Source organism: Ponticoccus litoralis (genome assembly GCF_039769985.1).
GTDB classification, from domain to species: Bacteria; Pseudomonadota; Alphaproteobacteria; order Rhodobacterales; family Rhodobacteraceae; genus Ponticoccus; species Ponticoccus litoralis.
On record NZ_JBDNCH010000002.1, the window covers coordinates 3,254,163 to 3,266,749 of the forward strand.

Genomic DNA, 12,587 nt, shown 5'->3' on the forward strand with positions numbered 1-12,587 from the left:
TTGCAGGCTTTGGCCGCCGATCACGGTGCCCTTTGCCGGGCGCCGGTCGCGTTGCTGCCAACCTGTGCGAGGGAAAGATGAAAGCGATCTCTGTGTGTGTTCTGGGGCTGTCCATGGGCCTGACGGGAAAGGCGGCGCTGGCCGCCTCGGACGATCCGGCCCTGACGCCGGGCCTTCTGGCGGTGCAGGCCTGCGTCGCAGAGGTGGGCAAGGCCGCCCGCGTGACCACCGACTATGGCTGCGCCGAGGAAGCCTATGTCGCCTGCGCCATCGGCGGGCGGCTGGAACGGCCGCTGACGCTGTGCCTTGACGGCACGCGGGCGGCGCTGGCGCGTGACGTGGCGGGACTGCTGGACGGTCTGCCGCGCCGGGTGCCCGCGGAACTGGGGATGCCCCAGGACGAATACCGCCAGATGCGGCGGACGCTTGTGGCGGCACCGGACTGGCCGGGCTGCCCCAAGGGCGACGCGGGGGCGGAATGCCTGTACCGCCACGTCGCGGAACAATGGGTCGAGGCGCGCGAGCTGATCCGCGCCTTCGACGCGGTGACAGGCAGGGAGGCCGAATGAAACTGACATCCCAAGCGATTGCCGGGTCCGAGGGGTTTCGCGCCAACGAGGCGGCCCATCTCGAGGCGCTGCGCGTGGTGCGCGAGGCCGCCGAGGCGGCGGCGGAAGGCGGCGGGGCGCGGGCCCGCGAGCGGCACCTGTCGCGCGGCAAGATGCTGCCGCGAGAGCGCGTCGCGGCGCTGCTCGATCCCGGCTCTGCCTTTCTCGAGATCGGCGCCACGGCGGCGCATGGGATGTACGAGGGCGCGGCGCCCGCGGCGGGGATGATCGCCGGGGTGGGCCTTGTCGCGGGGCGGCAGGTCATGGTGGTCTGCAACGACGCCACGGTGAAGGGCGGCACCTACTACCCGATGTCGGTGAAGAAGCACCTGCGCGCGCAGGAGATCGCCGCCGAGTGCCGGCTGCCCTGCGTCTACCTGGTGGATCTGGGCGGCGCGAACCTGCCGAACCAGGACGAGGTCTTTCCCGACCGCGACCACTTTGGCCGAATCTTCTACAACCAGGCGCAGATGTCGGCCCGGGGCATCGCGCAGATCGCCGTGGTCATGGGCTCCTGCACGGCGGGCGGCGCCTATGTGCCCGCCATGTCCGACGTCTCGATCATCGTGAAGGAACAGGGGACCATCTTCCTTGCTGGGCCGCCGCTGGTGAAGGCCGCGACAGGCGAGGTCGTCAGCGCCGAGGATCTCGGCGGCGGCGACGTGCACACGCGGCTGTCGGGCGTGGCGGATTACCTCGCCGAGGACGACGCCCATGCGCTGGAACTGGCGCGGCGGGCGGTGCGCTCGCTGGGGCAGGGCGGCGCGGGAGGGCCGCTTGCGGGCGGTGGCGGGAACGCCGCCCCGACGGGCGAAGCGCCGGCCTATGACCCCGCCGAGATGCTGGGCGTGGTGCCCGCCGACCTGCGCACCCCCTACGACATCCGCGAGGTGATCGCGCGGGTGGTCGACGGCTCCTACTTCGACGAGTTCAAGGCCCGCTTCGGCGAGACGCTGGTCTGCGGCTTCGCCCGCGTCTGCGGCATGGACGTCGGCATCGTCGCCAACAACGGCGTGCTCTTCTCCGAGGCCGCCGCCAAGGGCGCGCATTTCGTGGAACTCTGCTCGCAGCGCCGCATCCCGCTGGTTTTCCTGCAGAACATCACCGGCTTCATGGTGGGCCGCAAGTACGAGAACGAGGGCATCGCCCGCCATGGCGCCAAGATGGTGACGGCGGTGGCCACGACCTCGGTGCCCAAGGTGACGCTGCTGGTCGGCGGCTCTTTCGGCGCGGGCAACTACGGCATGGCGGGCCGCGCCTACCAGCCGCGCTTTCTCTGGACATGGCCCAACAGCCGCATCTCGGTCATGGGCGGCGCCCAGGCGGCGGGGGTGCTGGCGACGGTGAAACGCGACGCGATGGAGCGCGCGGGGCAGGACTGGTCCGCCGAGGAAGAGGCCGAATTCAAGCGCCCCACGATCGAGATGTTCGAGCGCCAGTCGCATCCGCTCTACGCTTCGGCACGGCTCTGGGACGATGGCATCGTCGACCCGCGCAAGACCCGCGAGGTGCTGGCGCTGTCGCTGCGGGCCGCCCTGAACGCGCCCATCGAGGAGACGCGCTTTGGCGTATTCCGGATGTAGCGGAGGAGGGGCGCTGCCCCTCTGCTCCTGCGGAGCATTCACCCCGGGATATTTCGGGACAGAAGAAACGAGGGTCCGGTTTTCTTCTGTCCGCAAATATCCCGGGGAGCGCGAGGGGCTGGCCCCTCGCATCCGACGCAAGACAAACGCGGGACGGCCCGGAAGGAGAAGCCCATGTTCGACACAATCCTGATCGCCAACCGGGGCGAGATCGCGGCCCGGGTGATCCGCACCGCGCGCGCCATGGGGCTGCGCACGGTGGCGGTGCATTCCGACGTGGACGCGGGCGCGCTGCATGTGGCCCTGGCGGATGTGGCGGTGGATATCGGCGGGGCCGCACCGGCGCAGAGCTATCTGCGGGGCGAGGCGATCATCCAGGCGGCGCGGGACACCGGCGCGCAGGCAATCCATCCGGGCTATGGGTTCCTGTCTGAGAACCCGGATTTCGTCGAGCGGGTGGAGGCCGCCGGGCTGACCTTCATCGGGCCATCGGCAGCGGCCATCCGCAAGATGGGTCTTAAGGATGCCGCCAAGCGGCTGATGGCCGAGGCCGGGGTGCCGGTGGTGCCCGGCTACATGGGCGAGGATCAGGATCCCGGCCATCTGGAGGTCGAGGCCGCGCAGATCGGCTATCCGGTGCTGATCAAGGCCGTCGCGGGGGGCGGTGGCAAGGGCATGCGGCTGGTCTCGCGGGCCGAGGATTTCGTCGACGCGCTGGAACGGGCCAAGGCCGAGGCCCTGGGCGCCTTCGGCAACGACCATGTGCTGGTCGAGAAATACATCCAGCAGCCGCGCCACATCGAGGTGCAGGTCTTTGGCGACGGCACCCGCGCGGTGCATCTGTTCGAGCGGGATTGTTCCCTGCAGCGCCGTCATCAGAAGGTCATCGAGGAGGCGCCCGCGCCCGGCATGACCGAAGAGATGCGCGCTGCCATGGGCTCGGCTCGCCGTGCGTGCTGCCGAGGCGATCGGCTACAGTGGCGCGGGCACGGTGGAGTTCATCGTTGACGGGGCGGAGGGGCTGCGCCCGGACGGGTTCTGGTTCATGGAGATGAACACCCGGCTTCAGGTCGAACATCCCGTCACCGAGGAAATCACCGGCGTCGACCTGGTGGAATGGCAGATCCGCGTCGCCTCGGGCGAGCCCTTGCCCGCCCGGCAGGAGGATCTGTCGATCCGCGGCCATGCCTTCGAGGCACGGCTTTATGCCGAGGACGTGCCCGCCGGGTTCCTGCCGGCGACGGGGCGGCTGTCGCATCTGTCCTTTCCCGCCGGTGTCCGGGCCGAAAGCGGCGTGCGTGCCGGCGATGTCATCAGCCCGCATTACGATCCGATGATCGCGAAGATCGTGGTGCACGGGCCGACCCGCGCGGTGGCCCTGCGGCAGCTGGCGCGCGGGCTGGCGGGCACGCAGGTGGCGGGCACCGTGACCAACCTTGGTTTCCTGGGGGCGCTGGCGAACCACGCAGGCTTTGCGCGCGGCGATGTGGATACCGGGCTGATCGCGCGGGATCTCGAGGCCCTGACCGCCCCGGACCTGTCCGACGACAGCAGGGCGCGGGCCACCGCGCAGGCGGCCCTTGTGGCGGCGGAGCTGTGGGAGGCCAGCGATGCCTTCACCGGCTTCACTCTGTGGGGGCCGCTTTCCCGGCTGGTGCCGCTGCTGCATGACGGTGATGACGTCGAGGTCGCGCTGGCGGTGCTTGGTCCCGATGCGGTCACGGTGTCCTGCAACGGCACGGTTGTCGAGGCGCGGCGCGGGGCGGGCGGCTGGCGCCTGAACGGCGCGCTGCCGGCGGATCATGCCGACGACGGCCAGAGGATCACCGTCTTTGCCGGGCCGGGGCTGGTCTTCGACCGGGTCGATCCGCTGTCGCGCGGCGGGGCCGAGGCCGCCGGTTCCGACGTCACCCTGGCGCCGATGCCGGGGCGCGTGGTGTCGGTGCATGTCCGGGGCGGACAGGCGGTCGAGGCCGGTGACAGGCTGGCGGTGCTGGAGGCGATGAAGATGGAACACACGCTGACCGCCGCCCGTGACGGCACCATCGCCGAGGTGCTGGTGCGCGAGGGCGATCAGGTCGAGGCCGGGGCGCCGCTGGTCAGGCTGGAGGAGGTGGAGGCATGAGGGCTTGTGGACCGGGATGTCGGGCGTGGCTGGGCCCGCGCGCCTGCGCGGCGCGGAGGGCGGGGCGATGATGCGGCTGCACCACGTGCAATACGGGCGGTCATTCCGCGTGCTCTGGCTTTATGAAGAGATCGGCGAGGCGGTGCTGGGGCCGCTGGAGATCGTCGAGCACCGGATCGGCTCGAAGGAAATGCGGGAAAGCGACCTGCCGCGGCTGTCGCCCGCGGTGCGCATTCCGGCGATCGAGCTGGACGGGCTGGAGATGTCCGAATCCGGTGCCATCGTGCAGCATCTCTGCGAGACCTGCGCGCCCGCGCTCGACCGTACCGGTTGGAGATGCGGAGCGGCCCGCCTTCCTGCAGTGGATCCATTTCGCCGAGACGCAGGCCAGTCTTGTCGAGAACCTCAACCTGCAGATGGTCTTCCTGCGCCCCCGGCGAAGCCGTCGCCGGTGGTGGTCAAGCTGACCGTGGCGCGGCTGAGGCAGACGGTTGCGGGGATGGAGGCCCGGCTGGGCGCGGGCTACCTTCTGCCCTCGGGCTTCTCGGGGGCGGATGTGATGATGGGCTTCAACCTGTTCGCAATCCCCTACTTCGTGGATCTCGCGCCCTTTCCGAAGGTGCGGGCCTACAAGGCGCTGCTGGAGACGCGCGCGGCGCATCGGCGCGCCTGTGCCCGCGAGGGCGCGCAGCGGTTCTATACGCAGGATTTCTACCCGGTGCCCGAGGCGTGATGCGGCGGGCCGGGTCGCGTGGGGTGCGGTCGGATGCCTCCGGCGGAGGGTATTTGGACCAAGAAGAAGCCCGTTCCCTGCGAGAGGGCGCGGGCGTCGCGGTGACGAAAGGGGGCGGCATGGGCATGGCGCGGGCAGGGCAATGAGCCGGGCGGTCGAGATCTTCGAGGTCGGACCCCGGGACGGTTTGCAGAACGAGGCGCGGATGATCCCGGCGTCGGAAAAGGTTGCGCTGGTCGACTGCCTATCGCGGGCGGGGTTCCGGCGGATCGAATGCGCGTCCTTCGTCAGCCCGAAATGGGTGCCGCAGATGGCCGATTCCGACGCGGTTCTGGCGGCAATCGCCCGCGCGCCGGGCGTGTCCTACGCGGCCCTGACGCCGAACCTGAAGGGGCTGGAGCGGGCAATCGCGGCGCAGGCGGACGAGGTGGCGATTTTCGGCTCCGCCTCGGAGGGGTTCAGCCGCGCCAATATCAACGCCTCTGTGGCCGAGTCGCTGGAGCGCTTCGGGCCGGTGGTCGAGGCGGCGCGCGCGACCGGGCTGCCGGTGCGGGGCTACGTGTCCTGCGTGGTCGAATGCCCCTACGATGGCGCGGTGGCGCCCGGCGCCGTGGCCCGGGTGGTGGCGGCCCTGCGCGACCTGGGCTGCTACGAGGTTTCGCTGGGCGATACCATCGGTCGCGGCACGCCCGAGGCCGTCGATGCCATGCTGGCGGCGGTGCTGGGAGAGATCGGGGCGGATCGTCTTGCCGGGCATTTTCACGATACCGCCGGGCGGGCGCTGGACAATGTCGAGGTTTCGCTTGCCCGGGGGCTGCGGGTCTTCGATGCCGCCGTGGGCGGGCTGGGCGGTTGCCCCTATGCGCCGGGCGCGGCGGGTAATGTGGCGACCGAGGCGGTGGCCGAGCGCCCGGCGGCGCTCGGCTACGAAACCGGGCTGGATGGCGCGGTGCTGGCCGAGGCGGCGCGCATGGCGGTGCGGATGCGGACCGGCTGACCTCGCCTTGCGGGGCGGCTGGCGGCTGAGAGGCATGGGCCGGGTGCGGGCATGCCATGGCGAGGCGGCGCAGGGCAAAGCGCTGCATGGTCGGGCCACGCGTTTGGCCGGGCGGGGTGGACACCGGGGGCTGAGGTGGGGCCGGGTGACGGGGCGCGGGGTCTGTGTGTCGGGCCGGTCGTCCCGGCGATTGGAAGCGGCTTCGGTTCGCATCGGGATGCCGGTGGATCGGGCGGGGGACGGGAGGAGAGCATGATACTACGGGTCGTGGCGCAGGCCTTCGCGATGGACGATGCCACCTGGCGCCGCCACGCCAACCCCTCGGTCGGGCTGGAGCCGCGCGGCGACCGGGCTGCCGCTGATCGCGCTGGCGGTCTGGAGCCGGGTCTGGCTGGGCTGGGCGGCGCTGATCCCCTGCGTTCTGGTGGCGCTCTGGCTCTGGCTGAACCCGCGCCTGTTCCCCGCGCCGCGCCGTTTCGACGGCTGGATGGCGCGCGGCGTTCTGGGCGAGCGCATCCTTGTCAGTTTCCCCGATGCCATCCCCGTGGCCCATCGCCGGATGGCCCGGCTTCTGGCACTGGCCGGCCTGCCGGGGGCGCTTGTCTTTGCAGCCGGACTTTGGACCCTGCGGCTGGATTGGGTGGTGCTGGGCGGCGCGCTGGCGGCGCTTCCCAAGTTCTGGTTCATCGACCGCATGGGCTGGCTGCTGGCGGACTGGCGCGCGGCGGGCCGGTCCGAGTGGGAGGCGCCATGACCGTGACGCTGGTCTGTCTCTCGGGTCTGCCGGGCACGGGAAAGAGCACCATTGCGCGGCATCTGGCGGCGCGGGTCGGGGCGCTATGGCTGCGGGTCGACGCGGTCGAACAGGCGATGCGCGACAGCCACATGACCGTCGTGGGCGACCTGGCCGACGGGGGCTATGCGGCCCTGCAGGCGGTGGCCGCTGCGGCGCTGGAGCAGGGCTTCGACGTGGTGGCCGACTGCGTGAACCCCGTCGCCGAAACCCGGGTGGGCTGGCAGGCGGTCTCGGCCCGGACCGGGGCGCGGCATCTGGACGTGGCCCTGACCTGTGCCGACCGGGACAAGCACAGGGCGCGGGTCGAGGGGCGGGCGCCCGAGGTGCCGGGGCTGGGGCTGCCGGACTGGGCGGCGGTCATGGCCCGCGACTGGAGCCCCTTCGACGGGGCCGATCTGCATATCGATACGGGTGCGGTGGCACTGGAAGATGCCGTCGCGCGGATTGCCGAGAGGATGAGGGAGAACTGACATGGATCTGATCCGGGTGGATCGCGACGGGCGCGGGGTGGCGACGCTCTGGCTGGCACGGGCCGAGAAGCACAATGCGCTGTCGGCGCAGATGATGACCGAACTGCAGGATGCGGCCCAGGCGCTGGCCCGCGACGACAGCGTCCGCGTGGTGGTCCTTGCGGCGGAGGGGCGCAGCTTCTGTGCCGGGGGCGACCTTGGCTGGATGCAGGCGCAATTCGCCATGGACCGCGCCACGCGGCGGGCGGAATCGGCGCGCATCGCCCATGCGCTGGGGGCGCTTTACGCGCTGCCGCAGCCGCTGATCGCGCGGGTGCAGGGCAATGCCTTCGGCGGCGGGGTCGGGCTGGTCTCGGTCTGTGACGTGGCGGTGGGCGCCGACAGCCTGAAGATGGGGCTGACCGAGGTGAAGCTGGGCCTGATCCCCGCCAATATCGGGCCCTACGTGGTGGCCCGCATGGGCGCGGTCAACGCCGCAGAGGTCTTCATGAACGCCCGCCTGTTCGGGGCAGGGGATGCGCGGCGGCTGGGGTTGCTGAACCGGGTGGTGGCGGCGGATGCGCTGGACGCGGCGGTCGAGGACGAGGTCACGCCCTACCTGAGCTGCGCGCCGGGGGCGGTGCGCGACGGCAAGGCCTTGTTGCGGCGGCTGTCGGGCGGGGTCGATGCGGACGCCGTGGATGCGGCCACCGACGCGCTTGCCGACCGCTGGGAGACCGACGAGGCGCGCGCGGGCATCGCGGCCTTCTTCGACAAGCGGACCGCGCCCTGGGCTGGCGGGGACTGACCGGCTCAGGCCAGCGTCGCCAGAATCCACAGGCCCATCGCCACCATCACCAGGTTTTCGGTCAGCGAGACAAAGCCCAGCGGCACGTTGGAGTTGCCGCCCATGCAGGCGCATTTCAGTGCGCGCCTGTCGATGTAGACCGCCTTGAAGACGCTGACCGCGCCCACTGTGCCGATGAACAGGGCCACAGGCCCCGACAGCCAGGGCAGCACGCCCGCCAGCATCAGGATCGCCGCGCCACCCTCGGCGAAGGGGTAGAGGTAGCCATAGGGCACCCAGCGCCGCGCCAGCAGGTCGTAGTTCAGGAACATGGTCGAAAAGCTTTCGACGTCGCGCAGTTTCTGCACCGCCAGCAGCGCCATGGCCATCGCAAGCACGGCGCGCAGCGTGCCCGCCCAGCCCAAGGCCCCGGCCCAACCCGCCGCAAGGCCCATCAGCGCCGCCATGGCGAAGAGGGCGATCACGGGGGTGTAGCTGGTGTCCTTGTCCGACTGCGGTGTCTGCCCGAAGAAGCGGCGGAGGTCTTCATAGCCGCCGACCCGCTTGTCGCCGATGAAGGTCTGGGGCGTGGTTTCCACCCCGTGTTGCGCCATGAAGCGGTCCGTCTCTGCCCGGGTGGTCAGGCGATGGTCTTCGACGTCGTAGCCATTGCGCTCCAGCAGCCATTTCGATTTCAGGCCGAAGGGGCAGAGGTGGTCGGGCATGACCATCCGGTACAGGCGGGCGAGTCCCGGCGGGGCCGTCGCGGGGCATGGTAAACTCCCTTTCGGGGTGTCGGTTGCCATGCGTTAACGTCTTGGTGGAAAACAGGGTTCCATCGCGGGCGGCAAGACCACGTGGGGCGATGTTTCGCAGGGGCGAATATTGACCGCACCGGGACACGGGTTTACACCGCAAGACGAGCCACCGATGCAACCAGTCCGGGCGCGTGACTCCATGGCCCCCGGATGATGAATGGGAGCCACCTCTTGGAAGAGATGCTTCGGGAATATCTTCCCATCCTCGTGTTCCTTGCCGTGGCCGTGGGCCTTGGGGTCGTCCTGATCCTCGCCGCCGTGGTCCTGGCGGTGCGCCGCCCCGACCCCGAGAAGGTGTCGGCCTACGAATGCGGCTTCAACGCCTTCGACGACGCCCGGATGAAATTCGACGTGCGCTTCTACCTCGTGGCGATCCTCTTCATCATCTTCGATCTGGAAATCGCCTTCCTCTTCCCCTGGGCGGTGGCCTTCGGCGAGATCTCGATGGCGGCCTTCTGGTCGATGATGATCTTCCTGGGCGTGCTGACGGCGGGCTTTGCCTACGAATGGAAGAAGGGGGCGCTGGAATGGGAGTGACGGATAACGGGCCGATGGTCACGCAGGTGCAGGGCACGGGCCCGCAGACCGACCGTGTGAAGGCCGGCCCCTCGGCGCTGGCGCCTTACGGCACCAATACGGCGGGCCCCGACCGCGAGGTGGCGACCCAGACCCTGAACCGCGAGTTGCAGGACAAGGGTTTCCTTGTGACCTCGACCGAGGACATCATCAACTGGGCGCGCACCGGGTCTTTGCACTGGATGACCTTCGGTCTGGCCTGCTGCGCGGTGGAGATGATGCATTCGTCCATGCCGCGCTACGATCTGGAACGCTTCGGCGTGGCACCGCGCGCCTCTCCGCGCCAGTCGGACCTGATGATCGTGGCCGGCACGCTGACCAACAAGATGGCCCCGGCCCTGCGCAAGGTCTACGACCAGATGCCGGAACCGCGCTACGTGATCTCCATGGGCTCCTGCGCGAATGGCGGGGGCTACTATCATTACAGCTACAGCGTGGTGCGCGGCTGCGACCGCATCGTGCCGGTGGACATCTACGTGCCCGGCTGCCCCCCGACGGCAGAGGCGCTGGTCTATGGCATCATGGCGCTGCAGAAGAAGATCCGCCGCACCGGGACAATCGTGCGCTGAAGGGCGCCGGAAGGACGTGACATGACCCAAGCCCTTTTGGAACTCGGTGGCCATATCGAGGTCAAGCGCCCGGACTGCGTGATCGGCCACGACGTGACCCATGGCGAGCTGAACGTCGACGTGGCGCCCGCGAATATCCGCGGGCTGGTGGAATTCCTGCGCAACGACCCGACCTGCCGCTTCTCGACGCTGGTGGATATCACCGCCGTCGACTACCCGGCGCGGCCCAAGCGCTTCGACGTGGTGTATCACTTCCTGTCGATGTACCAGAACCACCGCATCCGCCTGCGCGTCTCGGTGCGCGAAGAGGAAATGGTGCCCTCCATCGTCTCGGTCCATCCCTCGGCCAACTGGTTCGAGCGCGAGGTCTACGACATGTTCGGCATCCTGTTCTCGGGGCACCCGGACCTGCGCCGCATCCTGACCGACTACGGGTTCCGCGGCCACCCGCTGCGCAAGGACTTCCCGACCACGGGCTACACCGAGGTGCGCTACGACGAAGAGCAGAAGCGCGTGGTCTACGAGCCGGTGTCGCTGGTGCAGGAATACCGGCAGTTCGATTTCATGTCCCCCTGGGAAGGCGCGCAATACGTGCTGCCCGGCGACGAGAAGGGGGAGGTGCAAAAATGATCGGCGGTAGGGAAGCGAAGATCTCTCGTCCGAGAGATCTTCCGGGGGCAGGATCTTCGGTCGAAGATCCTGCAGTTGCGCGTGAACGGCGCGGTTCAGACAGCGAGGCCAGGTAAGATGGACGGCTCCAAAGGCTTCGATGACGCCCTGACGGGCGAGCAGAAGATCCGCAACTTCAACATCAACTTCGGCCCGCAACACCCTGCGGCGCACGGGGTCTTGCGGTTGGTTCTGGAGCTGGACGGCGAGATCGTCGAGCGCTGCGACCCGCATATCGGCCTGCTGCACCGGGGCACGGAAAAGCTCATGGAGAGCCGGACCTACCTGCAGAACCTGCCCTATTTCGACCGGCTCGATTACGTCGCGCCGATGAACCAGGAACACGCCTGGTGCCTTGCCATCGAGAAGCTCACCGGCACGCCGGTGCCGCGCCGCGCCAGCCTGATCCGGGTGCTTTACAGCGAGATCGGGCGCATCCTGAACCACCTGCTGAATGTGACCACGCAGGCCATGGACGTGGGCGCGCTGACGCCGCCGCTCTGGGGTTTCGAGGAACGCGAGAAGCTGATGATCTTCTACGAGCGGGCCTGCGGCGCGCGGCTGCACTCGGCCTATTTCCGCCCCGGCGGCGTGCATCAGGATCTGCCGCCCAAGCTGATCGACGACATCGAGGATTGGGCCCGGGAGTTCCCGGCCAAGCTGGATGACATCGACGGCCTGCTGACCGAGAACCGCATCTTCAAGCAGCGCAACGCCGATATCGGCGTGGTGACAGAGGCCGAGATCAACGAGTGGGGTTTCTCCGGCGTCATGGTGCGCGGTTCTGGCCCGGCCCGGGACCTGCGGCGCGCCCAGCCCTACGAATGCTACGACGAGTTCGATTTCAAGATCCCGGTCGGCAAGAACGGCGACTGTTACGACCGCTACCTCTGTCGCATGGCCGAGATGCGCGAGAGCGTGAAGATCATCCATCAGGCCATCGAGAAGCTGCGCGCGCCGGAGGGGCAGGGTGATATCCTGTCGCGGGGCAAGATCACCCCGCCGAAACGGGCCGAGATGAAGACCTCGATGGAGGCGCTCATCCACCACTTCAAGCTTTACACCGAAGGCTTCCACGTCCCCGAGGGAGAGGTCTATTGCGCCGTCGAGGCGCCCAAGGGCGAATTCGGCGTCTACCTCGTGGCGGATGGCACCAACAAGCCCTATCGCGCCAAGCTGCGCGCGCCCGGGTTCCTGCACTTGCAGGCGATGGATCACGTGGCCTCTGGCCACCAACTGGCGGATGTGGCGGCGATCATCGGCACCATGGACGTCGTCTTCGGGGAGATCGACAGATGATCCGCGCGACCCTTGCCCTTGCCCTTCTGGCGGGAGCCGCCACGGCGCAAGGCCTGCCGCAGTTCGACGACAGGCTCGGCTTCGAGGTGATCGGCACCGCCGACGACGGGCTGATCCTGAAGAACGACGGCAACACCTTCTACTGCGAGGTCGATGACGCCGAGGGTGAAACCTACCTGTACTTCCGAGGTCTGCCTGCCGATCCTCGGACCCTCGGCGGTCGAGGCCTACCAGGCCTCGCGGATGGCCACGGCCAGCACCGAAGAGGATTTCCTTGCGGCGCTCGACGCCATGCCCGAGGTGGCCTTCATGCCCGCGATCGAGGCGACCATGCGCGAGGATTACGCCTGCGCCGTGCCGATGGGTGGCGATGCCGAAGACGCCTTCCTGAGATCGCTGGCAGAGCGGGTGGCGGATCAGGCGGGCTTTGGCGGGCTTCTGTCTGCCGAGGCCGTGGACGAGATCGGCGAGATCACCGAGGACGCCGCGGAGCGGATGATCGATCAGGGCCGGATCACGTTGGATCGCGAGGCACGGGTGGCGCGGCTGGCCGATTGCCCGTAAGGACAAGGGACGGA

The 12,587-nt window shown here is 69.0% G+C and carries 13 protein-coding genes and 1 pseudogene; 13 read left to right on the forward strand and 1 reads right to left on the reverse strand.

What is annotated here, in order from left to right:
• The first annotated feature begins 77 nt into the window (after nucleotides 1-77).
• The 8 genes and pseudogenes from ABFB10_RS17165 (at nucleotide 78) to ABFB10_RS17200 (ending at nucleotide 8,099) form a co-directional block, all read left to right on the forward strand.
• The gene (locus ABFB10_RS17165; RefSeq protein ID WP_347167429.1) at nucleotides 78-569 is read left to right on the forward strand and encodes a hypothetical protein; all 492 of its coding nucleotides are present in this window, start codon (nucleotides 78-80) and stop codon (nucleotides 567-569) included.
• Nucleotides 566-2,191, forward strand: a complete 1,626-nt coding sequence (locus ABFB10_RS17170; RefSeq protein WP_347167430.1) for a carboxyl transferase domain-containing protein — start codon at nucleotides 566-568, stop codon at nucleotides 2,189-2,191. Before ABFB10_RS17165 ends, ABFB10_RS17170 begins: the two co-directional genes overlap by 4 nt.
• A 174-nt stretch (nucleotides 2,192-2,365) precedes the next feature.
• Nucleotides 2,366-4,316, forward strand: a pseudogene (locus tag ABFB10_RS17175) (acetyl/propionyl/methylcrotonyl-CoA carboxylase subunit alpha).
• 25 nt (nucleotides 4,317-4,341) lie between these two features.
• Entirely contained in the window at nucleotides 4,342-5,049 is a 708-nt protein-coding gene (locus ABFB10_RS17180) for a glutathione S-transferase family protein (RefSeq protein ID WP_347167431.1), read from the forward strand.
• Nucleotides 5,050-5,191: 142 nt separating this feature from the next.
• Entirely contained in the window at nucleotides 5,192-6,046 is an 855-nt protein-coding gene (locus tag ABFB10_RS17185) for a hydroxymethylglutaryl-CoA lyase (protein WP_347167432.1), read from the forward strand.
• Nucleotides 6,047-6,338: 292 nt separating this feature from the next.
• Nucleotides 6,339-6,800, forward strand: coding sequence for a DUF6653 family protein (locus ABFB10_RS17190; RefSeq protein ID WP_347167433.1), 462 nt, complete (start codon nucleotides 6,339-6,341; stop codon nucleotides 6,798-6,800).
• A complete protein-coding gene (locus ABFB10_RS17195) occupies nucleotides 6,797-7,312 on the forward strand; it encodes a P-loop nucleotide/nucleoside kinase family protein (protein WP_347167434.1) in 516 nt (171 codons plus the stop codon). The genes ABFB10_RS17190 and ABFB10_RS17195 overlap by 4 nt, the downstream gene beginning before the upstream one ends.
• Nucleotide 7,313: 1 nt before the next feature.
• A complete protein-coding gene (locus ABFB10_RS17200) occupies nucleotides 7,314-8,099 on the forward strand; it encodes a crotonase/enoyl-CoA hydratase family protein (RefSeq protein WP_347167435.1) in 786 nt (261 codons plus the stop codon).
• 5 nt (nucleotides 8,100-8,104) lie between these two features.
• Here the strand turns inward: ABFB10_RS17200 and ABFB10_RS17205 are convergent, their stop codons facing one another.
• Entirely contained in the window at nucleotides 8,105-8,884 is a 780-nt protein-coding gene (locus ABFB10_RS17205; protein ID WP_347167436.1) for a MauE/DoxX family redox-associated membrane protein, read from the reverse strand.
• Between the two features lie 183 nt (nucleotides 8,885-9,067).
• On the opposite strand from ABFB10_RS17205, the gene ABFB10_RS17210 reads away from it, so the two are divergent.
• From ABFB10_RS17210 to ABFB10_RS17230, 5 genes are all read left to right on the forward strand, one after another.
• Nucleotides 9,068-9,433, forward strand: a complete 366-nt coding sequence (locus ABFB10_RS17210) for an NADH-quinone oxidoreductase subunit A (RefSeq protein ID WP_206564858.1) — start codon at nucleotides 9,068-9,070, stop codon at nucleotides 9,431-9,433.
• Nucleotides 9,424-10,041, forward strand: coding sequence for a NuoB/complex I 20 kDa subunit family protein (locus ABFB10_RS17215; RefSeq protein WP_347167437.1), 618 nt, complete (start codon nucleotides 9,424-9,426; stop codon nucleotides 10,039-10,041). The genes ABFB10_RS17210 and ABFB10_RS17215 overlap by 10 nt, the downstream gene beginning before the upstream one ends.
• Nucleotides 10,042-10,062: 21 nt before the next feature.
• Nucleotides 10,063-10,671 (forward strand): NADH-quinone oxidoreductase subunit C, encoded by a 609-nt coding sequence (locus ABFB10_RS17220; protein ID WP_206564859.1) that lies wholly within the window; start codon nucleotides 10,063-10,065, stop codon nucleotides 10,669-10,671.
• A gap of 117 nt (nucleotides 10,672-10,788) precedes the next feature.
• Nucleotides 10,789-12,009, forward strand: coding sequence for an NADH-quinone oxidoreductase subunit D (locus tag ABFB10_RS17225; RefSeq protein WP_347167438.1), 1,221 nt, complete (start codon nucleotides 10,789-10,791; stop codon nucleotides 12,007-12,009).
• Nucleotides 12,010-12,174: 165 nt separating this feature from the next.
• The gene (locus tag ABFB10_RS17230; RefSeq protein WP_347167439.1) at nucleotides 12,175-12,573 is read left to right on the forward strand and encodes a hypothetical protein; all 399 of its coding nucleotides are present in this window, start codon (nucleotides 12,175-12,177) and stop codon (nucleotides 12,571-12,573) included.
• Nucleotides 12,574-12,587 lie beyond the last annotated feature (14 nt).

Bases quoted from the DNA above. Each gene is read 5' to 3' on its own strand.
- ABFB10_RS17165 (WP_347167429.1), top strand. From the start codon at position 78: ATGAAAGCGATCTCTGTGTGTGTTCTGGGGCTGTCCATGGGCCTGACG.
- ABFB10_RS17170 (WP_347167430.1), top strand. From the start codon at position 566: ATGAAACTGACATCCCAAGCGATTGCCGGGTCCGAGGGGTTTCGCGCC.
- ABFB10_RS17185 (WP_347167432.1), top strand. From the start codon at position 5,192: ATGAGCCGGGCGGTCGAGATCTTCGAGGTCGGACCCCGGGACGGTTTG.
- ABFB10_RS17190 (WP_347167433.1), top strand. From the start codon at position 6,339: ATGCCACCTGGCGCCGCCACGCCAACCCCTCGGTCGGGCTGGAGCCGC.
- ABFB10_RS17195 (WP_347167434.1), top strand. From the start codon at position 6,797: ATGACCGTGACGCTGGTCTGTCTCTCGGGTCTGCCGGGCACGGGAAAG.
- ABFB10_RS17200 (WP_347167435.1), top strand. From the start codon at position 7,314: ATGGATCTGATCCGGGTGGATCGCGACGGGCGCGGGGTGGCGACGCTC.
- ABFB10_RS17205 (WP_347167436.1), bottom strand. From the start codon at position 8,884: ATGGCAACCGACACCCCGAAAGGGAGTTTACCATGCCCCGCGACGGCC.
- ABFB10_RS17215 (WP_347167437.1), top strand. From the start codon at position 9,424: ATGGGAGTGACGGATAACGGGCCGATGGTCACGCAGGTGCAGGGCACG.
- ABFB10_RS17220 (WP_206564859.1), top strand. From the start codon at position 10,063: ATGACCCAAGCCCTTTTGGAACTCGGTGGCCATATCGAGGTCAAGCGC.
- ABFB10_RS17225 (WP_347167438.1), top strand. From the start codon at position 10,789: ATGGACGGCTCCAAAGGCTTCGATGACGCCCTGACGGGCGAGCAGAAG.